Below are 23,044 nucleotides of genomic sequence, written 5' to 3' on the forward strand. Positions count from 1 at the left end.
ATGCGTAGCGAGGCGATGATCCTCGGCACCGCCTTTGGCTACCTGGCGCTGCTGTTTGTGGTTGCCGCCTGGGGCGACCGCCGGGCGGAACAGGGTCGCTCGATCATTGGCTCGCCTACGGTATATGCCCTTTCTATTGCCGTTTACTGCACAGCCTGGACGTTCTACGGCAGCGTTGGCCGCGCCGCCGAATATGGCCCCAGCTTTTTACTGATCTACCTGGGGCCAACGCTGGCGATGCTGTTGGCTCCCTTTGTCATCCGCAAGATGGTGCGCATCGCCGCGCGTCAGCGGATCACCTCGATTGCCGACTTTATCAGCGCCCGCTATGGCAAAAGCACTAGCTTAGGCGCCCTTGTTGCACTGATGGCGCTGATTAGTATCACTCCCTATATCGCCCTGCAGTTAAAAGCGATTACCGTCAGCCACGCGGTACTGATCAATTATCCCCGCGCAGCCGACACTACCTTGGTGGATGAACACTTCTGGATGGATAAATCCCTCTGGGTCGCCTTGGTATTGGCGGTGTTTATTATTCTGTTTGGCACACGCCACCTGGATGCCAGCGAGCGCCATGAAGGCATGGTAGCGGCCATCGCGGTGGAATCCATCGTCAAACTAGTCGCCTTTATGGCTGTTGGCATTTTTGTCGTATTTGTGATGTTTGAAGGCCCGGCCGCACTGTTTGCCCAGGTAGCAGCCACGCCAGCCCTTATCGATAGCATGCGTTTGGACAGCGTTCCCGGTGGCGTCACGGGCTGGGTAGGAATGTTGGTGCTGGCCTTTCTGGCCTTTTTAACCCTACCCCGGCAATTTCAGGTATTGGTGGTCGAGAATGTCGACGAGCAGCACTTGGCTCGCGCAAGCTGGCTATTTCCCCTCTATATGCTGCTGATTAATCTGTTCGTTATTCCCATTGCCTTGGCTGGGCTGCTACTAGGCGTCAGCGCAGGCGACCCGGACAGCTTTGTGCTAACACTACCGCTTTCAGCCGGTTTAGAAGGCCTGCCGCTACTGGTGTTTATTGGCGGCCTGTCGGCGGCGACAGGTATGGTGATTGTAGAAACCATCGCGCTCTCCACCATGGTCAGCAATCAGCTGGTAATGCCCCTGCTACTGCGCTCACGGCGGCTGCACCTAAGTACCAAAGGCGAGCTTGCCGGTTGGCTGTTAGGTATTCGTCGCATCGCTATCGTGCTGATTCTGCTACTCGGCTATCTCTACCATGCGCTGATTGGTGACTCCTACAGTTTAGTGACGATTGGGCTGGTCTCGTTTGCCGGAGCGGCCCAGTTCGCACCAGCGCTGTTGATTGGCCTATATTGGCGCGGCGCGACGCGCCAAGGCGCCACCGTTGGCTTAATCGCCGGGTTCTTAATCTGGTGCTACACGCTACTGCTACCTGGGTTTGCCCAGTCTGGCTGGTTGGATGCTTCTCTGCTCACTGAAGGCCCCTGGGGAATTGCCTGGCTAATGCCCTACGGCTTATTCGGGCTCGAAAATTGGGATATATACACCCATTCGCTGCTCTGGAGCATGTTGGCCAATGTGGGGTTATTGGTAGGTGTCTCGCTGTTTACACGCCCGACACCCCTTGAGCAAACCCAGGCAGCGCTGTTCACTGAAGCGATGCACCCTAACCTGCAAACCTCTTCGCTCTCGACGTCACTATGGCGCGGGCAAACGACTCAGGGGGCACTCAAAGAGCTGCTTGTTCGCTATTTGGGTACCCAGACCACTCGTCGTGTATTCAGCCATAGCGGAACCAAAAGTGCTTATGCAGCTGATCAACCCGCCACTGCCGAGCTGATCAACCGTGCCGAACAGGCGTTGGCAGGGGCGCTGGGCAGTTCCTCTGCGCGAGTATTGATTAACTCGGTGGTGCGCGGCGAAGCACTGGATATTGAGTCGATTCTGAGCATTTTGGACACGACGTCACAAACCCTGGAGTACAACCGCCGTTTGGAGCAGAAGTCCCAGGAGCTGGTGAAAATCGGGGAAGAGTTGCGTAGCGCCAATGAGCGGCTACGTGAGCTGGATCGCTTGAAAGATGAGTTTGTCGCCATGGTCAGCCACGAACTACGCACGCCGCTCACCTCCATCCGCGCCTTTGCGGAAATTTTGCGCGATAGCGGACAGTTACCTAATGAGAAGCGCCAGCATTTCCTGGGTGTCATTGTTCACGAAAGCCAGCGGCTTTCGCGCTTAATTGAGGAGATTCTCGATCTTGCCCGCCTGGAGAGTGGTCGTTTAACGCTTAACCCCGTGCCCCTCGACCTTGCTGCCCTAACTCGGCATAGCATTGACGCGATTGCGCACCTCCATGAAGAGCGCGGCATTGCGTTAGACGTTAGCTTAGCAGCTGACCCTGCCATGGTAGTCGGCGACCATGACCGCTTAGAACAGGTGATTATTAATCTGCTTGATAACGCAGGCAAGTTTGCCGACCGAGAGCAGCCAAAAGTACGCCTCACGCTTTACCGCCATCGCCGTCATTTCCGGCTAAGCGTAGAGGATAACGGTGCGGGTATTAGTGAAGATGAGCGTGAAAGGGTGTTTGAAAAGTTTCACCAAATTCAACAGGACGATGATATTCCGCGAGGTCGACCGAGAGGCAGCGGCTTAGGATTGCCGATTAGTCGGGGCATTATCGCCCACCTGGGGGGAAGGCTGTGGGTCGAGGATGCCAAAACCTTAGGTGGCGCCTGCTTAACACTGGAACTCCCCGCCGCGCCGGATGACGTGAAGCGTTGATCACATATTGGTTACAACGGCTAGCTTTGCTCACTTAAACTAAGTTATTCTTTATTTCAGAATTCTACTTTCGCCTAAAGCAGCATGCCGTGGATGAGCCGATGAATAATGAGTGTCCCCCTCCTCAACAAGCCAACACCAATGAGTATACTATTGCGATTCAGCCAATAGTTGATGCTCAGCTACGCCATGTCGCCGATGAACTTCTTTATCGTGCTAATGGAACAAACCAGACTGCCAATGTTATTGATAATGTCCAAGCCACCGCTAGAGCATGTGCAATTGCTGTTTATGAAATTGGCCTGGATAAACTTTGCGGTTCACGTCAGCTATTTATTAATGCTTCCGCGGAATGGCTCACTAATCCAGACCTGACTGGGCTGCCTAGCCAGCAAATAGTCATTGAGGTTCTTGAGGATACCCCGCCCACGAAAGAAGTGATTGATGCCTTGCACTACATTAAAAGCCAAGGCTATACATTAGCGCTAGATGATTTCGTTTTAGATGAACATAACCATGCTTTCCTGCCCTTCTGTGACATCGTCAAGTTTGATATTTCCAATAGCATACCTAAAAAACTTATAAAAAAGCTTCATAAAGAAGGGGTTACGCTTCTGGCAGAACGAGTGGAAACGCAAGAAGAGTTTAACCAGTGTAAAGCGCTTGGTTTTACTCTTTTCCAGGGCTATTTTTATGAACGCCCTAAAACTCAACCAACGCAAACGGCTCGTCTCTCAACGTCACGCGCCAACCAAATGCAGTTACTCTCCGCACTGTATAGCGACAACGTACGCCTCTCTGAAATCAGTACGTTAGTGGCTAGGGATCCTTACTTGCTAAGCGCAATATTCAAGCGCGCAAATTCCGCGGAGAAGGGTTCACGTCGCCCCACGACTAAGCTGATTGATTGTTTACATATTATAGGGCTTAGGGAGCTACGCACTCTGGTCACCATTGTGATGCTCGCCAACAATAGCCCTGTTAGCAAACTAAACCTTATCAAAGGCTTAACTCGCGCATTTGCCTGTGAAATGATGGCCGACCAACGCCGACTTGATGAGCAAGAAAGCTTTATTGCCGGTTTATTCTCGCTAATGCCTACCATTCTCGGTATTAGTGCAGAGCTAATGAAGAATGAAATCAGGCTTGGGCGACTTATTGAAGATGCCATCAATCAACGCGCTGGTTCATTAGGTAAGTTGCTCAATGATGTGGAGGCAGCTGAAAGTCAATTTTCTCCTGTTGATTTCCCATCCGACATCATGCTCCAAGCGGCCTCTAAAGCACGCTCACTTGTGTATACCGATGTAAAATGATTTGTTTTACAACCCACTCTGAGCAGTAGAATTCAAACGTTTGATCTGCTGTAAATCAAACTTCAACAGCAGGCGTTCATCTTCGCGTAGGCGTCTCAGATCAACCCAGCCATCCACAGCTTGACCACGGGTTTTGTTATACCGCTGCTGATCCAATAGGCGCTGCTGCAGACGCTCAAAAGCCGCCACCAGCAGCTCTGATTCAGCCGAGGTTAGTACATCTGCCCTATGACTGAGCGCGATCAATCGTTCGCGAGTCGCTATGTTGGCTAGCCCATAGCGCAGACAAAGCAAGCGCGTAGCGCTGATTAATGGCAGTAAGCCTTGATGCTTAAGGTTAATGGCGTGATCGTGGGGGGCCTCCAGGCCTGGGCTTGAGGCAAGGCGTCCAAACCGATCCAGCGCCACCGGCAGTTCATCTAACAGCGCCGCCATTTCATTCATAAACAGTGACGCTTTGGGAAGTGTGGCAGCAATGCTATAACCCAATCGCTCGGCAAACACTGGATTGCCCGCTACTGGGGCAAAATCGAGCAAGATATTGGTCTGCTGCACGCGCTTTACCTGCCGGTCGGCGCTCCATATCTCAAGCTGTGCTTGCCATTCGCTAAGCCGTTTGCGCCACATCGGCCAGCGCGCCATGACATGGCCATGGCAGAGTGGGATCCCTGCTTCATCCAGGCGTTGAGTAAACCGTTCGCCGAGCGCTTGAAAATAGCCGTCGATCTCCACATGGCGGTGATCCGGGTAGTCGTCAATAACCAGCGCATTATCCTGGTCGGGGCCTAGCAGGCTCTCAAAGCGCGCCGCGGAACCTAGCAGCAGTACGCAGTAGTTGACTGGCGGTACGCCCCACCCTTGCGCCTGCATTTCGTCCAGGGATAGTCCTATAGCTTGCCGATAGAGATGGGCATTGTGGTCACTGATAATTTGGCTTATCCGCCAGGCGGGCAGGTCATAATGCACCAGTGTTTCCACTAGCGGCAGTTGCCACGCGTAGGATTCAGCTAAAGAGGTGTAAGGCGAGGAGTGATTTGCGAAGAGCTTAGCGAAGAGATGATCTAACGGCGCGTTGAGCGCCGAGGTATTAAGCGTTCCATTCTCATAGAATAGAGAGCGCCAGGGTGAGGCTTGGTGTACTAAACGCATACGCCTCTCCTTCGACTGAATGATTTGACGGCATTACTGCTCGCTATCGCCTGCCCGGCGTGGGTCTGGCGTGAACATCGCATCACCCACTTCATCAATATAGCGCTGCGCTTTGGTGACCATCATGGTATCGCAGGCATCTCGCCCTGGTAGCATATCGGAACGCTCAAAGCGGTGTTCAAGGGTTTCACCGCTGGCATCCGCCTTACGAATCCAGCCGCTGACGCGGTACTGACCGCTCTTATCATCTGGCTGAGAGACAATCTCGTAGCCCTTGTATTCCACTGGTTCAGCTGCTTTGGTGGTAGCGCCTGGCTCAGCCTGACGATCACTACCAAAGAGACCGGAAAGTATTTTTTTTAGCATGATGACTCCTTTTTATACACAGCGGCTCCTTCTCTTGTAGAGCGGCAGTAACAGCCTGCCGCCCTAGCAAGGTTTGCGGTGCTCTTTTAATTAGCTCTGTTTACGCCCTTTACCCGCGGCAATGCGCAACCGCAGCGCGTTCAGCTTGATAAAGCCTTCAGCATCTTTCTGGTCGTAAGCGCCTGCATCATCTTCGAAGGTAGCGATGGATTCATCAAATAGCGAATCATCAGACTTACGCCCCACCACGATAGCGTTGCCTTTATAGAGCTTCATACGCACGACACCCGATACATTCTTCTGGGTCTCGTCAATCGCAGCCTGCAGCATGCGACGCTCTGGGCTCCACCAATATCCGTTGTAGATCACTTCCGCGTATTTTGGCATCAGTTGATCTTTCAGGTGGGCTTCTTCGCGGTCTAGGGTTAGCGACTCAATGGCACGGTGGGCGCGCAACATAATGGTGCCCCCTGGCGTTTCATAACAGCCACGGGATTTCATGCCTACATAGCGGTTTTCAACAATATCCAACCGGCCAATGCCGTTGTCACCACCTAGTTTGTTGAGTTTTTCGAGCACTTCATGCGCTTTCAACGGCTCACCGTCGATGGCCACGATATCGCCCTTTTCGTACGTCAGTTCAACGTAAGTGGGGGTATCGGGGGCGGCTTCAGGAGAAACGCTCCAGCGCCACATATCGTCTTCGGCTTCGGCCCAGGGATCTTCCAAAATGCCGCCCTCGTAGGAGATGTGCAGCAGGTTGGCATCCATTGAGTAAGGCGATTTTTTCTTTTTATTGGCAAAGTCGACCGGGATCTTATGCTCTTCGCAGTAAGCCATTAGCTTTTCACGAGAAGTTAAGTCCCACTCGCGCCAAGGAGCGATCACTTTTACACCGGGCTTCAGGGCATAGCCACCAAGTTCAAAGCGTACCTGATCGTTGCCTTTACCCGTGGCACCGTGGGAAATAGCGTCGGCACCGGTTTCATTGGCAATTTCGATCAAGCGCTTGGCAATTAGCGGGCGAGCGATAGAAGTGCCCAGCAAATATTCGCCTTCATAGATAGTGTTGGCGCGGAACATCGGGTAGACGTAGTCGCGCACAAACTCTTCGCGCAGGTCTTCGATGTAAATCTCTTTTACGCCAAGCGCTTGTGCTTTAGTTCGCGCCGGTTCGACTTCTTCGCCCTGACCGATGTCGGCAGTAAAAGTCACTACCTCGCAGTTGTAGGTCTCTTGCAACCACTTAACGATTACGGATGTGTCCAGGCCGCCTGAATAAGCCAGCACAACCTTTTTGACATCGGACATTCTTTGCTCCTCGTTGACCATAAGAAATTCATGAGTAAAAACCACATCTGCCATTAGCGCTCGGCTAATGCGATCGCTCTCGGGGCTAGACCTTTGAGATAGCCCTTTGAAACAGACCTTGAGTATAGCGTTCTCAATGCCCAGCGAATACCGTCAACGACGCCTGGGGGCTAAAGCTGCTAGAATCACACCACTCAAAGCGGTGGTTTGCCGCTGATGTTGACTGGATACTCGCTTTATTATTATTGCTTCAACTATTACTCGCTTGAAGATAAGGAGAGCTGCATGAGCGAGGCAATTGCCCGCGAATTAATGGCCCAACGTTTTCGTAGTTACCTGCCCGTGGTCGTTGATTTAGAAACCGGGGGATTTAATGCCCAAGGCGACGCTGTACTTGAGATAGCCGCCGTCACGCTGACCATGGATCCGGAGGGCAACCTGCTTCCTGATGCCACCTATGCCTACCACATTCAGCCCTTTGAGGGCGCGAATGTAGAGCAGTCCGCGCTCGATTTTACCGGTATCAACCTGGACGACCCCCTGCGTCGCCAGGTTGCGCTGAGCGAGTCTGAAGCGCTGGGAGAAATTTTCCGCCCGATCAGAAAATCGATCAAAGCCCACGACTGCACGCGCGCTATTTTAGTCGGCCATAATGCGGCGTTCGATCAGGGCTTCTTGAACGCGGCGGTCAATCGCTGCGGCATTAAGCGCAACCCCTTCCACCCGTTCTCAAGCTTTGATACCGCCACACTTGCAGGTCTGATCTATGGCCAAACAGTGCTTGCCCGGGCCTGTCGTGCCGCGGGCATTGAGTTTGACAACAAGGCTGCCCACTCCGCTCGCTATGACACCGAGCGCACTGCAGAGTTATTTTGCGCCATGGTCAATCGCTATAAAGACCTGGGTGGCTGGCAGCTCGCACAGCGTGAACAGGAGATGGACGGCGGGGATTAACAGACCGCCGCAGCTAATGCAGTCAACAGGGCTTTACGCTAAACTTTGCGACATTGCAGTAGCGCCATTTTGTAACCCACTGCCGCCTGCCCCCCGCGCGTACGTAGCAGTGATAAAGAGCAGTGATGAATTGTTGCCGATTTACCCAACCGTTTTCAGGAGATGAGACGTTTCCATGGCTCAGCATAATGCCTTTTACGCCCAATCCGGTGGCGTCACCGCCGTGATCAACGCCAGCGCCTGTGGCGTTATCGAAGCCTGCCGTCAAGCACCCGATCAGATTGGCAAGGTTTATGCCGGTCATAACGGCATTATTGGTGCCTTAACGGAAGACCTGATCGACGTTACCCAGGAGAGCGATGAAGCGATTGCGGCGCTACGCCATACGCCGGGCGGCGCTTTCGGTTCCTGCCGCTATAAGCTGAAAGACATTGATACCCACCGCGCCCAGTACGAGCGCTTGATTGAGGTATTCAAGGCCCACGATATTCGCTACTTCTTTTACAACGGTGGCGGTGACAGCGCCGACACCTGCTTAAAGGTCTCGCAGCTTTCCGAGAAGCTGGGCTATCCGCTGACCGCTATCCACGTGCCCAAAACCGTGGACAACGACCTGCCGATTACCGATAACAGCCCAGGCTTTGGCAGTGTGGCCAAGTATATTGCCACCTCGACCCTGGAAGCTTCGCTGGATATCGCCTCCATGTGCGCGACCTCCACCAAGGTATTTGTGCTCGAAGTCATGGGCCGCCACGCGGGCTGGATCGCCGCCGCCGGTGGTTTAGCTGGCGAAGCCGAAGGCGAACCGCCGCATATGATTATCTTCCCGGAGATCCCCTTCAACCGTAAAGCGGCCATGGCGCGGGTTGAAGAGAGCGTTAAGCAGTATGGCTACTGCGTTATCGTGGTTTCTGAAGGCGCGCGCTATGAAGATGGTACCTTTCTGGCCGACGCGGGCAATACCGATGCGTTTGGCCACCGTCAGCTTGGCGGCGTAGCCCCGACACTTGCCGGTATGATCAAGCAGGATTTAGGCTACAAGTATCACTGGGCGGTGGCTGATTACCTTCAGCGGGCAGCACGTCACCTGGCGTCTAAAACCGACGTTGAACAAGCCTATGCGGTGGGCCGCGAAGCGGTCACCTTGGCGCTGGCAGGTAAAAACGCCATGATGCCCGCCATTCGCCGTATTTCTCAGTCACCCTATCAGTGGGATGTCATCTCCGCCCCGCTCGCCCAGGTGGCCAATCAAGAGAAATTTATGCCCCGGGACTTTATTAGCGAAAGCGGCTTTGCCATTACCCAAACCTGCCGGGACTATCTCTCACCGCTGATCCAGGGCGAGGATTTCCCACCGTTTGAGAACGGCCTGCCTAAAGTGGCTAAGCTGAAACTGGCCAAAGCCGAGCGCAAGCTGCCTATTTTCACGCTGTAAGCAGCTAACGCAGAGCAACTAAGATAGCGGCAACAAAAACGGGCGATGAAGTGATTCATCGCCCGTTTTATATGTAGTGCGCTGGTTAGGTTTAGCGCAGCAACCAGGAAAGCACTAGCAGCAATAACAGTATTCCCGCCACCCCCTGCCAAAAACGCCGCGGCTCCTGACTACTCTCTTCCCGATTAGGTAGTCGCACAAGCGGCACCCTCAACGCATGCAAAAACTCGGACATGCGTCTAAACCGCAGCGCCCTTTGAGGATCCAAGGCGCGACGAAGCGCATCGTCTAATTCTGGAGAGATTTCCGGGTTAGTGGTACGCGCCCCGCGGTAAGTCAACTCCTCAAGGTCGGTATGACTACGCAAACGATTGGGTGTCAACGTATAGGGCAAAGCGCCGGTTAACAGCCAATACGTTGTCGAGGCTAGCGAGAACTGATCGCTGCGCCGGCCAATACTGTCGCCCAAAGCATATTCAGGGGCGGTGTGCTCGTTAAAGCCAATTTGGCGGAGCAATTCACCGGAGTGGCGATGCCCTTCTCCATCGCGCATATGGCAAGCACTAAAATCGGTGAGCACTAGCTTTCCGTGGGGGTCAATCAAGATGTTATCGGGATTGATCTGCTGATGAATAATGTCCCGATGATGCAGCGCCTGCACCGCTTTCCCTAGCTGATTGGCAATATCCAAGCGCTGGGTCAGGCTCGCTTGAGGATGGCGCTCCGCCCATTGCCGCAGCGTTTCGCCTTCAATATGTTGCATCAAATAATACAGGTAGCGGCGTGGCCGGGATGGCTCCATCACTTTAACCACAAACGGCGAGTTAACACGCTCCACTACCCACTGTTGAAGCAGGAAATGCTCAAGATATGCATTGCGTAGCGAAAGTTCAGGGCTGGGCGCTTTCATGACCATTTCCCGCTCGCTATGCACATCGCGAACACGATAAACCCGCGACTGGGCCGTTCTCGATAGCACGGCGAGAATCTCCAAGCCGTCTAAACGCTCACCCGGCGTCAGCTCAGGCGGAATAGGCAGATCGCCGTATAGCTGCCCCGGGTGCTCGGTGATCTCTTCGGGTAATTCGTCGATACGTACCAGTTGGAAACAGAACTGATCACCACCATAGCCGCGCTCCTGGGCGCGCTGCTTGGCTTCATCAGCTAACCGCTCGCAGGCGGCATCCAGGTCACTGGCGTCCTGACGAATCAAGCGCACATAGTCCGATGGCAGCAGTGTGCCGCGCACACCCTGGGTGGTAAACAGAAAAAGATCGCCTTGCTTAAGTGCAATATGGGTATAGTCGATATCGACACTGCCATCCATGCCAAGCGCCCGTGAGGGGTAGCGATAGCCGCCTAAATCAGTCACATGGTCACGGCTTAATTGTTCAAACTCCGCACCGCGCAAACGAAACACCAACGTATCGCCCATATGAAACAGGTGGGCTTCGCGACCACGAAACACCATCGCCGACATGGATGAAACAAAACTGCCCTCTTTGACATGCTGGCTTTGACTGTAGCACCAGCTGTTGAGCGCGCGCAGTACGCGAGTGGCCGAGGTTTTAACATCCCAGTGGTCGGGGGTGGAAAAATAGTCGGCCAGGAAGCCCCGTACGCTAATATCCCCCGCCTGTTTGGCCATGGTATTGCGCGAAATGGAGTCGCTAATCACCGCACAGCCGCCTTTGGCGCGCAGCAGCGGCGCTTCAGGAAAGCGAACCGACATTGAACTGCGGTGCAGGCGCCTATCGGGCGCGACAAACGCTTGACCAAAACTGATGAGCAACTGGGCGTGCGACAAGTCATCCTCCTAGGCTGCCGACTCGATCGAGGGACATCACTGTCAACCAATACTATCAACCAATACTGTCAATAAACGCTGCCTATGATACACGCAGCAGAGCAGAAACGATGCCCACCAAACGTCTCTATCGTTTTCATCCGATTTAAGGGCTCAGGGGTGATCGCTTACGGCCAACCTATGTCGCATTGGTAATCGGGCAGCCATGTTCGTATAATTCTTCGCCATAAACGACTTTGAAACGATTGCCTAACCACTGCACGACTTTAGCCACAGCACGACTTTAGTCACTGAACTACCAAGGAATCAACGATGAACTTCGATAATATCCCCGCTGGAAAGGATCTCCCCAACGACGTTTACGTGGTGATCGAAATTCCAGCAAACCACGATCCCATTAAGTATGAAATTGACAAGGACATGGGCGCACTTCTCGTTGACCGCTTTATGGCCACTCCCATGTTCTACCCCGCTAACTACGGCTTTATCCCACATACGCTGGCCGACGATGGCGATGCCCTGGATGCCTTGGTGGTTACCCCGCACCCGGTTCAGCCTGGCAGCATTGTTCGCGCACGCCCGGTGGGCATTCTGAACATGACCGACGAAGCGGGTGAAGATGCCAAATTGATCTGCGTGCCCCACGCCAAGCTGAGCTCTCTCTACGACGATGTCCATGAAGTGACTGATCTACCTGAACTACTGCGCCAGCAAATTGCCCACTTTTTCGAGAACTACAAAGATCTCGAAAAAGGCAAATGGGTAAAAGTAGAGTCATGGGAAGGCGCTGACGCTGCCCGCAAGGCGATTGAGAAGTCTGTTGCCGCCTATCAGAAGGCGTAATAGTGACGTTGCGGCGTTTATTATGATGCGCCGTTAGTAGCCATAAGGCCGCCTTCGGGCGGCCTTATTGCGTTAGAAGAATTAACTGTCCGCGTCACGTCACCGCAGCGTATACGCCAAGGGTTAAGGGTTGCGGTATGCTGTTTGCCTTTCATTGCGCTGCCATTGATTAAGGACGCACCGTGTTATCTGTTAAACGCCTGAGCCTATTGTCGTTATTGGTTTTTTTTCTCGGCTTGTTGCCGCTAAGTGCGCACGCTCAATGGTTTTCATCGTCGAGCAATCAAGACGAATTTTTGCCGGTGATGGAAGCCTTTCAGCCTACCGCTTGGCATGATGGCGATACGCTCTATATCGGCATCGATATCGCTGATGAGTACTATCTGTATCGCCACCAGCTTGCACTTGTCAGCCAAACTGAGGGCGTTAGCTTTGGCGACTCCGTCATCCCCCAGGGCCTCTTTACCAACGATGAGTTCATGGGAGATGTGTATGTATTTCGCGATTCGTTAGTATTTGAAGCCCCCCTGGATGCTACCTACTCAGGCCCCTTAAACGTAGAGCTTACGTTTCAAGGCTGTGCAGATGCGGGCTTATGCTACCCTCCAGAGCGCACGCAACTGCAAGCCAGTGAAACTGAGCCGCCCATTCAATTTGCAAACTGGCAAGCAGGTGATAGCACTGCTAATCAAACCACTCCCTCGCAGAGTGATTTCTCTGGGCCGCAAAGCGAAGACAGCCGCTTTAGTGCTTTGATCAGCAATGCTAGCTTGCCGCTAGCGCTGGGACTGTTTTTTATTGCCGGCCTAGGGCTTACCTTTACCCCCTGCGTACTGCCGATGATTCCGATTTTGTCATCGATCGTGGTGGGCCAAAACCCTACCCGCCCCCGCGCGTTTGCACTCTCCCTAAGCTATGTGCTCGGCATGGCACTGACCTACGCGCTAGTCGGGGTGTTAATGGGATTATTTGGTGCCGGGCTTAATCTTCAGGCGCGTCTACAGTCAGCCCCGGTATTAATCACCTTTGCCGTGCTGTTCACGCTCTTTGCACTGGCCATGTTCGGGGCTTTTAACCTTAACCTGTCGCCCCGTTTAGCAAACCGTATCGACGCTTGGCAGGCCCGCGCGCAACGCAGTGGTCCAGCAGGGCTAGCCTTAGCAGGCGCCCTCTCGGTGCTGGTGGTGTCACCCTGCGTAACAGCGCCCTTAGCAGGTGCGCTGGTGTTTATCTCGTCGACTGGCGATGCGGCGATGGGCGGCGCGGTGCTGTTTGCGTTGGGAATGGGGATGGGCGTACCGCTGCTTCTGGTCGGCACCTTTGGCACCACGCTGCTGCCCCGCTCGGGCGCCTGGATGAATGGGGTGAAGATCGCCTTTGGTCTTTTGCTGCTAGGCGTCGCGATTTGGATGATTGCGCGTTTAGTGGCTGCACCCATTGCGCTGTTGCTATGGGCAGCGCTGGCGATTGGTACAGCGCTGGCCTTGGGGGCGTTAAATTTCAATCAGCCACAGGGGTGGCCCCGGGCACGCCAAACGTTGGGGCTGATGCTGTTGGCCTGGGGGATAGCGCTGGTAATTGGCGCCGCTCAAGGTGGCAGCAACCCCCTACGCCCTCTTGCAGCAACGTCCAGCCTTTCCGGCAAGCCGCAAGCAGCAACACTCGACTTTACTGAGGTAACCAGCTTAACCGAGCTTGAAGCGGCTATTGCTCAAGCTGATGGCGCTCACCAGCCGGTGTTTGTTCACTTTACTGCCGACTGGTGCATTTCCTGCAAATTGCTAGAGCGGGATGTTTATCCCGACCCACAGGTGTCCGCCGCGCTAAGCAATTACACCTTGATCGCCGCCGATGTCACCCACTCTGACGCCCAGAGCCGTGAGTTACTCGAGCAATTCGATCTCTTCGGCCCTCCCAGCCTGCTGTTTTTTAGCCAGGGTGAAGAGATCCGCCCTGCACGCATCCAAGGTGAAGTGGCTGCCGACCAACTGCACGAGCATCTCGAAACAGTCAGCCAATGGCTAGTGAACCGCTGATATCAACACCTGTCATAGCAGCACGTGAGGCGCTAAAACGGCTTTTTGCAGCGAACTTCTTCAAACAGTTGTTTAATTTTTAACGACAAGCAGGTATGGACGTTGACTTAGGCTGTTGCTGGACATCCTGGCACTTTTTCGGCAAACTCCGCTCCCATATTAGCTAAAAACTTGCTTTTTTAACGGTGAGAACGGGGTAACGTTCGCTAACATGCAGCGTTCTCTTCATTTTTACTTTTGGTTTACTGCGCTTACACAAGTGCCGCACAGCACCCTCGCCCACTGGCCGGGGTAGCTTGTGACTATTTCTCATAATCTTCTGTTATGACATTGATGGGGCTATGCCATGGATATCCGCAAAGTTAAGAAACTGATTGAGCTGCTCGAAGAATCCAATATTAGCGAGATTGAAATTCAGGAAGGCGAAGAATCAGTACGTATCAGCCGCCACCCTAATGGTGCCTCGTGGCAGCCTCAGCCCATGCCGCAATATGCCCAACATCCTGGCTACCCACCAGCTCCCGCGGCGGGTGCTCCGGCGGCATCGCCTGCTGCCGAAGCAGAGCCTCAGGGCGCTAGCTACCGTGGTGAAGCTGTCAATTCGCCCATGGTTGGCACCTTCTACCGTAGCCCGGCACCGGGCGCCAAATCGTTTGTAGAAGTTGGCGATAGCGTCAAGCAGGGCGATACCATATGCATCATTGAAGCCATGAAAATGATGAACCAGATTGAAGCTGACCGCGACGGTGTGGTGGAAGCCATCCTGGTGGAAGATGGCGAGCCAGTGGAATTCGATCAACCCATGATCGTTATCGCTTAATCTTTCATTTTCAACACGGGTGGACTCTCCCATGCTGGACAAGGTACTTATCGCCAACCGCGGCGAGATTGCCCTTCGTATCCTACGAGCCTGTAAAGAACTGGGCATCAAAACCGTAGCGGTACACTCCAAAGCTGATCGTGAACTTATGCACGTTCGCCTGGCGGATGAAGCCGTGTGTATTGGCCCGGCTTCGTCAGCGCAGTCTTATTTAAATATTCCGGCCCTGATCAGCGCGGCTGAAGTTACTGACTCGACCGCTATTCACCCTGGTTATGGCTTTTTGTCTGAAAACGCCAATTTTGCCGAACAGGTTGAGCGCTCGGGTTTTACCTTTATTGGCCCTCGCGCCGAGACGATTCGCCTAATGGGCGACAAAGTCAGCGCCATCCAGTCGATGAAAGAAGCTGGCGTTCCCACGGTTCCCGGCTCAGACGGCCCCCTAGGTGACGATGACGCGACTAATCTAGCCACCGCACGCCGTATTGGTTACCCGGTCATCATTAAAGCTGCCTCCGGTGGCGGTGGTCGCGGCATGCGCGTGGTGCACACTGAAGGTCATTTGTTGTCGGCGATTACCGTTACCCGAACTGAAGCCCACGCTGCCTTCGGTGATGGCACGGTTTACATGGAAAAATTCCTTGAGAAGCCGCGCCACGTCGAGGTTCAGGTGCTAGCTGACGGCCAGGGTAACGCGATTCATCTTTATGACCGCGACTGCTCACTGCAACGGCGTCACCAGAAAGTGCTCGAAGAAGCCCCGGCGCCAGGTCTTGATCCAGACGCCCGCGCCCAGGTGCTTGAAGCGTGCCGTCAAGCATGTATCAAAATCAACTACCGTGGCGCAGGCACCTTTGAGTTCCTCTACGAAGACGGTGAATACTTCTTCATCGAGATGAACACCCGCGTTCAGGTTGAACACCCGGTCACCGAAATGGTTACTGGCGTGGATATTGTTAAAGAGCAGCTACGTATTGCCTCGGGTCTGCCGCTGTCAATTCGACAGGAAGATGTAAAGCTCAATGGCCACGCTTTTGAGTGCCGGATTAACGCCGAAGACTCTCGCACCTTTATGCCTTCGCCCGGCAAGGTAACGCTGTTCCACGCCCCCGGTGGCCTGGGCGTGCGCATGGATTCTCACCTCTATACCGGCTACACCGTGCCGCCGCATTATGACTCACTGATCGGCAAGCTGATCACCTGGGGCGCTGACCGTGAAATAGCCCTGACGCGAATGCGCAATGCCCTCGACGAGCTTTTGGTGGAAGGTATTAAAACCAATATCGACCTGCAAAAAGATCTGGTGCGCGACAGCTACTTCCGTCAAGGTGGGGTCAACATTCACTACCTGGAAAAGAAACTCAGCAGCTAATACAGCAGCCAAGCGCTTTCCAGCGCACTGTGTGATGCCCAGCGGGGTGGCCATGTCCACCCCGTCCTTGTTTTTACTCAAGGTATTTTGACTGAATGTGCCTTCAGTGAATGTGCTTTTATCAATGTGTCTTTAATTCGCCTTGCGGAGAACCTCCATGCCCTGGCTGCAACTCAAAGCCCACGTCGCACCTGAACAGGCAGAGCTCCTTGAAGAGCTATTGCTTGATGAGGGCGCGACGGCCATAGGACTTCAGGATGCTCACGACGACCCGGTATTTGAGCCTGAGCGCGGGACCACACCGTTGTGGGAAGATACCGTACTGACCGGTCTGTACGATGATCTTGAGGGCGTCGAGAGCATGCTGGAGCGCATTGAGGCCGCATGGTCTGAACAGATGCCTGGCGAGCCCTGCCCAACCATCGAATATGAGCTGCTAGCTGATCGGGATTGGGAGCGTGAGTGGATGGATGACTTCACGCCGCTACGCATGGGGCAACGCCTATGGATTGTACCCAGCTGGCACGAACCACCCGAGGCCGACGCCGTTAATTTAATACTCGACCCTGGCCTTGCTTTTGGCACCGGCACGCACCCGACCACGGCGCTGTGCTTGGAGTGGTTGGATGAGCTGGCGGTGGCAGGCCACTTAGCCCAACAAACCGTTTTAGATGTGGGCTGCGGGTCAGGCATTCTCGCCATTGCCGCACTTAAGCTGGGGGCTCGTCACGCCGATGCCACCGATATTGATCCCCAGGCACTGCAAGCCAGCCGCGACAATGCTGAGCGTAACGCTATTGCGGAGTCGGATTTCTCTCTCTACTACCCTGAACAGTTAAGCGATTGTGGCGACTACCCTATCGTGACTGCCAATATCTTAGCGGGCCCGTTGGTTGAACTAGCGCCCATGATTGCTGGGCATGTGGCGCCCGGCGGGCGCATTGCACTATCGGGGATTTTGGCCAATCAGGCTGATGATGTGTACGACGCCTATGCAGTGCAAGGCATCGTTATGGATGAGCCAGTCATACGCGAAGGATGGGTGCGACTTAGCGGCATGCGTCCACGTTAAAGCGGCAAATGGCCTTCACCCCATCACCGAGTAGGCGTATCATACGCACCCTTGAAACGCCTACTCGCCGCCAGACCCGTAGTTACAGACCAGCACTCACAGCTCACAACCGACAAAGCCCGACGCCATGACCTCAATCGATACATTACCCACCATTGGGGCCTTTGCATTACCAAACCGGGTAATGCTTGCGCCAATGGCCGGCGTCACAGACCGGCCTTTTCGCCAGCTATGTCGACGACTAGGGGCTGGCTGGGTAGTGGGTGAAATGGTCACTGCAGACCCTAGCTTATGGCATACTCGTAAATCTCAGCTGCGCATGGATCACCGCGGCGAGCCCGACCCGCGAGTGGTGCAAATCGCCGGTGGCGACGCTGAAATGCTCGCTCAGGCGGCACGCTTGAATGCCGAGCTGGGCGCGCAGATTATTGATATCAATATGGGCTGCCCGGCCAAAAAAGTGTGTAACAAAGCAGCCGGTTCGGCGCTGCTTCGCGATGAGGCCTTGGTGGCAGAGATTCTTGAGGCGGTGGTGGCGGCAGTTGATATACCCGTAACGCTGAAAATCCGCACTGGCTGGTGCGCCGAATCAAATAATGCCCTGCGTATTGCCCGTCTCTCCGAATCAGCGGGTATTCAATCGCTCGCTGTACATGGCCGACATCGTCAACAGCGCTATACTGGACAGGCAGAGTACGACACGATTGCTGAGATCAAGTCTCGCCTATCGATTCCAGTGATTGCCAACGGCGACATAACAAGTCCCGAAAAAGCCGCCGAGGTACTCGCGTATACTGGCGCTGATGCGGTAATGGTCGGCCGAGGTGCTCAGGGTAACCCGTGGATCTTTCAACAGATTAACCACTTCCTCCAACATGGAGAGCGGATGGCACTGCCAAGTCTTACGGAGCGCCACCAAGTGCTTCACGGGCACCTAGAAGCGTTGCATGAGTTTTATGGCACCAACATGGGTGTGCGTATCGCGCGCAAACATGTCGGCTGGTATCTCAGTGATGACCAACGCTTTACGCCGCACCAGCAGCGCGTGCTTAAGCAGCAGTTCAATGCGTTAGCATCACCTGAAACGCAATTTGATTGGATCAACGACGCGATGGCCCCCGGCGCCGCCACGCGTTTGCTAGCCAAAGGAAGCTATGCTGCATGACCGAACGCGATCTTCTCTCTAGCGACAGCTACTCCAGCGACGCCTATTCCAGCGATGCTTTTTACTCGAGCAACGCTCATTTAGCGGGCACGCTCGCGGATCCTGAGGCTAACGCACCGCCACAGCCACTTCGCGAGGCCGTTGAGACGGCCATGCGCCGCTACTTTGAGCATTTGGACGGCAGTCAGGCTAGCGATCTTTACGCCATGGTGATGGCTGAAGTAGAGGCGCCTTTACTTGCCTGCGTCCTAGAGCACACCGATGGCAACCAGACCCGGGCTGCCGATGTGCTGGGGCTAAACCGAGGCACTCTGCGCAAAAAACTCAAGCTATACGGACTTATCGAAGGTGACGCCCCATAACCCCAGGGGCGCTGTTGTTTTTAACTGTTTTTTAATTCTCGACTCTGCACACGAGCACTCTAATGGCTGATAATCCTCCCCAGACTGACCGTAACGCTACTCCCGTTCGCCGCGCCCTGCTGAGCGTTTCTGATAAAACCGGTATCGTGGAATTCGCCCGCGGCCTGACTGAGCACGGAGTTGAACTGCTCTCCACGGGTGGTACCTTCCACCTGCTACAAGAAAATGCGATTGCCGTGAAAGAAGTGTCTGAGCACACCGGCTTCCCCGAGATTATGGATGGCCGGGTTAAAACGCTGCACCCGAAAATTCACGGTGGCATTTTGGCCCGCCGCGGTCAGGATGATGCGGTCATGGCCGAGAACGATATCACGCCGATCGATATGGTAGTGGTCAATCTCTACCCCTTTGCCGCCACCGTTGCCAAGCCTGACTGCACGCTTGAAGATGCCATCGAGAATATCGATATCGGCGGCCCAACCATGGTTCGCGCCTGCGCCAAAAACCACGCTTACACCACCATTGTGGTCAATAGCAGTGATTATGCCCGCGTGCTAGGCGAGTTGGCCGCCCAAGATGGCCACGTCAGTCGCGCCACGCGTTTCGATTTAGCAGTGAAAGCTTTTGAGCATACTGCTGGCTACGATGGCGCCATTGCTGACTACCTAGGCCGCAAAGTAACCACTGCCGATGAGTCTTTCCCACGCACCTTTAACCTGCAGCTAGCCAAAAAGCAGGATATGCGTTACGGCGAAAACCCCCATCAGCAAGCGGCCTTCTACGTAGACCCTCAGGCAAGCGAACCCAGCGTTGCCACTGCGAAAATGCTCCAGGGCAAACCGCTTTCTTATAACAATGTGGCCGATACCGACGCCGCCTTTGAGTGCGTCAAGGCCTTTAACGAGACGGCCTGCGTTATCGTTAAGCACGCCAACCCCTGCGGCGTCGCCATCGGCGCCACGGCGCTTGCGGCCTATGACAAAGCGTTTGACACCGACCCCACCAGCGCGTTTGGCGGTATTATCGCTTTCAATACGCCGCTGGATGCCGAAACAGCCCAGGCGATTATTGACCGTCAGTTTGTCGAGGTAATTATTGCCCCCGGCGTCAGCGACGAAGCTGCTGCCATTGTGGCAAATAAGCAAAACGTACGCTTGCTGGACGTCAGCGCACACTGGCCCGGTGAGCAGCAGCCAGCGCTTGATTTTAAGCGCGTTAACGGCGGCTTGCTGGTACAACAGCGCGATGACGGCATGGTCACCCGCGACGACTTGACCGTGGTCAGCCAGCGCGCGCCCAGCGAGCAAGAATTGCGTGATTTAGTTTTTGCCTGGCGCGTGGCTAAATTTGTTAAATCTAACGCCATTGTCTACGCCAAAGAGGGCCAAACCGTGGGCGTCGGCGCTGGCCAAATGAGCCGTGTATACTCGGCCAAAATCGCTGGCATTAAAGCGGCTGACGAAGGACTTTCGGTGCCCGGCTCAGTGATGGCGTCTGATGCCTTCTTCCCGTTCCGCGATGGCATCGATGCAGCCGCGGCGGCAGGTATTACCGCGGTCATTCAGCCTGGTGGCTCCATGCGTGATCAGGAAGTGATCGACGCCGCTAATGAAGCAGGCATAGCCATGGTATTTACCGGTATGCGCCATTTCCGCCACTAAAACGCATTTTTTAATACCCACAAAAACGCCAAAGCCCCACCTGCACTTTGCCGGTGGGGCTTTTTACGTTCTTTTTTTCACTGCTATGAATAAGCAATGCTATGTTCAATAAGCAATGCTATGGGACTTAACCAAGATCAATACATAGATACTTGGTTTCCAAATACTCTTCCAAGCCCTGATGACCACCCTCGCGGCCTAGACCCGACGCTTTTACACCCCCAAAAGGCGCGGCAGCGTTGGAAATGGCGCCAGTATTAATGCCCACCATACCGTAATCTAGCGCCTCGGCTACGCGCCATACGCGGGCAAGATCACGGGAGTAGAAATAGGAGGCCAAGCCATACTGGGTGTCATTGGCCATCTCAATCGCAGTCTCTTCATCGTCAAACGGAAATACAGCGGCCAGTGGCCCGAAGGTCTCTTCGTGGGCCACTTTCATCTTGTCAGTCGCAAAACTGATCAATGTCGGCGTGAAGAAATTGCCGCCTAGCGGATGCGGATGACCGCCCAGCAGTAGCTCAGCGCCATTATCAATAGCGTCATGTACATGCTCGCTGACTTTTTTAACCGCGTTTTCATCAATTAATGGGCCAATATTAATGTTGGGTTTGGTGCCATCCCCCACATGCAGTTCGCTGTTCATAGCGACTGCAAGCTTTTCACAAAAGGCGTTAATCACACTCGACTGAACGAGGAAGCGGTTAGTACAGACACAGGTTTGCCCTGCATTGCGGAATTTAGCGGCCATGGCGCCTTCCACGGCGGCGTCTAAATCAGCATCCTCAAACACAATAAAGGGCGCATTGCCGCCTAGCTCTAGCGAGATTTTCTGGATATGTTCCGCCGCTTGGGCCATCAGTTTGCGACCTACTTCGGTCGAACCGGTAAAGGTGATCTTGCGCACCTTAGGCGACTGAGTCATCGCCTGGGCAATATCGCTAGCGCTTCCGGGTACTACGTTAAAGACACCGCGCGGGATGCCTGCCCGTTCAGCCAACAGCGCTAAAGCCGTCGCAGAGAAAGGAGTCTGACTAGCGGGCTTAACCACTATTGTGCAGCCAGCGGCCAATGCTGCCCCGGCTTTGCGGGTAATCATCGCAGCGGGAAAATTCCACGGCGTTATCGCGCCAACTACCCCCACCGGCTGTTTGGTAACAACGATACGTTGATTGGCTTTAGCGGCAGGAATCGTTTCGCCGTAGACGCGTCGCGCTTCCTCGGCAAACCAGCGTAAAAAGCTGGCCGCGTAAGCGATTTCACCCGCGGCTTCCTTAAGTGGCTTGCCCTGCTCATAGGTCATCAACATGGCCAGATCCTGCTGGTGCTCCAGCATCAGGTCGTGCCACTTTAACAGCAAATCAGCGCGTTCTTGGGCAGTCAGCGCTCGCCAGGCCGGTAGCGCAGCATCTGCGGCATCAATGGCCCGCTCGGTCTCAGCTTTACCTAGGCGAGGAATCTCGCCAATCGATTCACCGGTGGCCGGGTTTAATACCGTAATTTGCTCGCCGCTATCTGCCGCAACCCAACTACCGTCAATATAGGCAAAGGGGCAATACAGCTGTGTTTCTTTAAGCGCTTCCATGACAGGCTCCTGACCAAAAATGATGGCCTCGTAGGCTCATTAACATCTTCATGCTAAGACGAAACACCCCTTTAAACCAAATTTGCGGCGTGCTTTACCGACCACTGACCATCGATAAATTTAGCTAATGAGCATTAAAAACTCTTGCCGAGTCGCTTGATTCTTGCGGAATCCACCTAGCATTACCGACGAGGTCATGCTGGAATTTTGCTTCTCCACGCCTCGCATCATCATACAGAGGTGTCGCGCTTCAATGACCACAGCAACGCCCTTTGCCTGGGTAACGTCCTGCACTGCCTCGGCAATCTGGCGAGTTAGGTTCTCTTGAATCTGCATACGACGGGCAAACATGTCGACAATTCGCGCAAACTTAGACAGCCCTAACACTTTGCCATTAGGCAAATAGGCGATATGGCATTTGCCGATAAACGGCAAAAGATGATGTTCACACATTGAGTAGAGCTCAATGTCTTTCACCAACACCATCTCATCCGTTTGCGATTCAAACACCGCACCATTAATAATTTCCTCCAATGACTGAGTGTAGCCCGCATTGAGAAACTGCATGGCCTTGGCCGCACGTTTCGGCGTATCTCTTAGCCCTTCGCGTTTAGGGTCTTCGCCAAGTGCTGAGATTATCTGGCGGTAGTGCTCGGCGATATCATCGGACATGTTTAGCCTCATCAAAATCTGTTTCAAAAACCATTCTAAAAATCATTTCAAAAACTTTCTCAAAAACCATCTCAAAATCTATCTCAACAACTATCTTGAAAACCATGCACAATCGCGTCCAAACGGTCATCAAGGTCTATTCCCTTGGGCGCATGAAAAGCAAGATGGTTGTAGGAGCGATGCTAGACAACAGTCTCCCTCTACACACATTGTACAAAAGGTATACTTTTACTGAAGTCCACACAACGAGTATTAAGCAAAACGTTTATTTTACCGCATCTGGGCTGCCTATGGCTCGTTTACCTGCGGCAGAGCGCCGCGTCGTTAACTTTGTAACCGAGGGGCCTGTGATATGATTAATCGG

18 protein-coding genes are annotated in these 23,044 nt (G+C 54.0%); 12 read left to right on the forward strand and 6 right to left on the reverse strand.

The features are described from left to right. Both A6R74_RS03075 and A6R74_RS03080 read left to right on the forward strand, forming a co-directional pair. The gene (locus A6R74_RS03075) at positions 1-2,754 is read left to right on the forward strand and encodes a sensor histidine kinase (protein WP_064232990.1); all 2,754 of its coding nucleotides are present in this window, start codon (positions 1-3) and stop codon (positions 2,752-2,754) included. Positions 2,755-2,843: 89 nt separating this feature from the next. After that, positions 2,844-4,070, forward strand: coding sequence for an EAL and HDOD domain-containing protein (locus A6R74_RS03080; RefSeq protein ID WP_240488148.1), 1,227 nt, complete (start codon positions 2,844-2,846; stop codon positions 4,068-4,070). 6 nt (positions 4,071-4,076) lie between these two features. Here A6R74_RS03080 and A6R74_RS03085 read toward each other — a convergent pair whose 3' ends face one another. The 3 genes from A6R74_RS03085 to A6R74_RS03095 all read right to left on the reverse strand — a co-directional run bounded on the left by A6R74_RS03085 (position 4,077) and on the right by A6R74_RS03095 (position 6,896). After that, entirely contained in the window at positions 4,077-5,219 is a 1,143-nt protein-coding gene (locus A6R74_RS03085; protein WP_064232992.1) for a DUF294 nucleotidyltransferase-like domain-containing protein, read from the reverse strand. 33 nt (positions 5,220-5,252) lie between these two features. Further along, positions 5,253-5,585 carry an HlyU family transcriptional regulator gene (locus A6R74_RS03090; protein ID WP_064232993.1) on the reverse strand — a complete coding sequence of 111 codons (333 nt, stop codon included), beginning with the start codon at positions 5,583-5,585 and terminating at the stop codon, positions 5,253-5,255. A gap of 90 nt (positions 5,586-5,675) precedes the next feature. Beyond that, a complete protein-coding gene (locus A6R74_RS03095; RefSeq protein ID WP_064232994.1) occupies positions 5,676-6,896 on the reverse strand; it encodes an argininosuccinate synthase in 1,221 nt (406 codons plus the stop codon). Between the two features lie 285 nt (positions 6,897-7,181). Between A6R74_RS03095 and rnt the strand changes: the two genes are divergently transcribed. Next, positions 7,182-7,850, forward strand: a complete 669-nt coding sequence (gene rnt, locus A6R74_RS03100) for a ribonuclease T (protein ID WP_064232995.1) — start codon at positions 7,182-7,184, stop codon at positions 7,848-7,850. A gap of 175 nt (positions 7,851-8,025) precedes the next feature. Further along, the gene (locus A6R74_RS03105) at positions 8,026-9,285 is read left to right on the forward strand and encodes a 6-phosphofructokinase (protein ID WP_064232996.1); all 1,260 of its coding nucleotides are present in this window, start codon (positions 8,026-8,028) and stop codon (positions 9,283-9,285) included. 91 nt (positions 9,286-9,376) lie between these two features. On the opposite strand, the gene A6R74_RS03110 is transcribed toward A6R74_RS03105, so the two are convergent. Next, positions 9,377-11,092, reverse strand: coding sequence for a bifunctional protein-serine/threonine kinase/phosphatase (locus tag A6R74_RS03110; protein WP_064232997.1), 1,716 nt, complete (start codon positions 11,090-11,092; stop codon positions 9,377-9,379). 312 nt (positions 11,093-11,404) lie between these two features. On the opposite strand from A6R74_RS03110, the gene ppa reads away from it, so the two are divergent. The 8 genes from ppa to purH all read left to right on the forward strand — a co-directional run bounded on the left by ppa (position 11,405) and on the right by purH (position 20,423). Next, positions 11,405-11,935: an inorganic diphosphatase gene (ppa, locus tag A6R74_RS03115; RefSeq protein WP_064232998.1), complete on the forward strand. Its 531-nt coding sequence runs from the start codon at positions 11,405-11,407 to the stop codon at positions 11,933-11,935. A 182-nt stretch (positions 11,936-12,117) separates the two neighbouring features. Then, positions 12,118-13,971: a protein-disulfide reductase DsbD gene (gene dsbD, locus A6R74_RS03120; RefSeq protein WP_064232999.1), complete on the forward strand. Its 1,854-nt coding sequence runs from the start codon at positions 12,118-12,120 to the stop codon at positions 13,969-13,971. A gap of 346 nt (positions 13,972-14,317) precedes the next feature. Then, the gene (gene accB, locus A6R74_RS03125; protein WP_064233000.1) at positions 14,318-14,791 is read left to right on the forward strand and encodes an acetyl-CoA carboxylase biotin carboxyl carrier protein; all 474 of its coding nucleotides are present in this window, start codon (positions 14,318-14,320) and stop codon (positions 14,789-14,791) included. Positions 14,792-14,822: 31 nt separating this feature from the next. Further along, positions 14,823-16,163 carry an acetyl-CoA carboxylase biotin carboxylase subunit gene (accC, locus tag A6R74_RS03130; RefSeq protein ID WP_064233001.1) on the forward strand — a complete coding sequence of 447 codons (1,341 nt, stop codon included), beginning with the start codon at positions 14,823-14,825 and terminating at the stop codon, positions 16,161-16,163. Positions 16,164-16,320: 157 nt separating this feature from the next. Then, positions 16,321-17,235: a 50S ribosomal protein L11 methyltransferase gene (prmA, locus tag A6R74_RS03135; RefSeq protein WP_064233002.1), complete on the forward strand. Its 915-nt coding sequence runs from the start codon at positions 16,321-16,323 to the stop codon at positions 17,233-17,235. A 127-nt stretch (positions 17,236-17,362) separates the two neighbouring features. Continuing rightward, the gene (dusB, locus tag A6R74_RS03140) at positions 17,363-18,400 is read left to right on the forward strand and encodes a tRNA dihydrouridine synthase DusB (protein WP_064233003.1); all 1,038 of its coding nucleotides are present in this window, start codon (positions 17,363-17,365) and stop codon (positions 18,398-18,400) included. Then, entirely contained in the window at positions 18,397-18,762 is a 366-nt protein-coding gene (fis, locus tag A6R74_RS03145; protein WP_064233004.1) for a DNA-binding transcriptional regulator Fis, read from the forward strand. Before dusB ends, fis begins: the two co-directional genes overlap by 4 nt. Before the next feature lie 62 nt (positions 18,763-18,824). Continuing rightward, a complete protein-coding gene (purH, locus tag A6R74_RS03150; protein ID WP_064233005.1) occupies positions 18,825-20,423 on the forward strand; it encodes a bifunctional phosphoribosylaminoimidazolecarboxamide formyltransferase/IMP cyclohydrolase in 1,599 nt (532 codons plus the stop codon). A 127-nt stretch (positions 20,424-20,550) separates the two neighbouring features. Here purH and A6R74_RS03155 read toward each other — a convergent pair whose 3' ends face one another. Both A6R74_RS03155 and folE read right to left on the reverse strand, forming a co-directional pair. Next, positions 20,551-22,008, reverse strand: a complete 1,458-nt coding sequence (locus tag A6R74_RS03155; protein ID WP_064233006.1) for an NAD-dependent succinate-semialdehyde dehydrogenase — start codon at positions 22,006-22,008, stop codon at positions 20,551-20,553. A 120-nt stretch (positions 22,009-22,128) separates the two neighbouring features. Continuing rightward, a complete protein-coding gene (gene folE, locus A6R74_RS03160; protein WP_064233007.1) occupies positions 22,129-22,680 on the reverse strand; it encodes a GTP cyclohydrolase I FolE in 552 nt (183 codons plus the stop codon). Positions 22,681-23,044 lie beyond the last annotated feature (364 nt).

It is taken from the genome of Halomonas sp. ALS9 (assembly GCF_001651035.1).
In the GTDB taxonomy this organism is placed as follows: Bacteria; Pseudomonadota; Gammaproteobacteria; order Pseudomonadales; family Halomonadaceae; genus Vreelandella.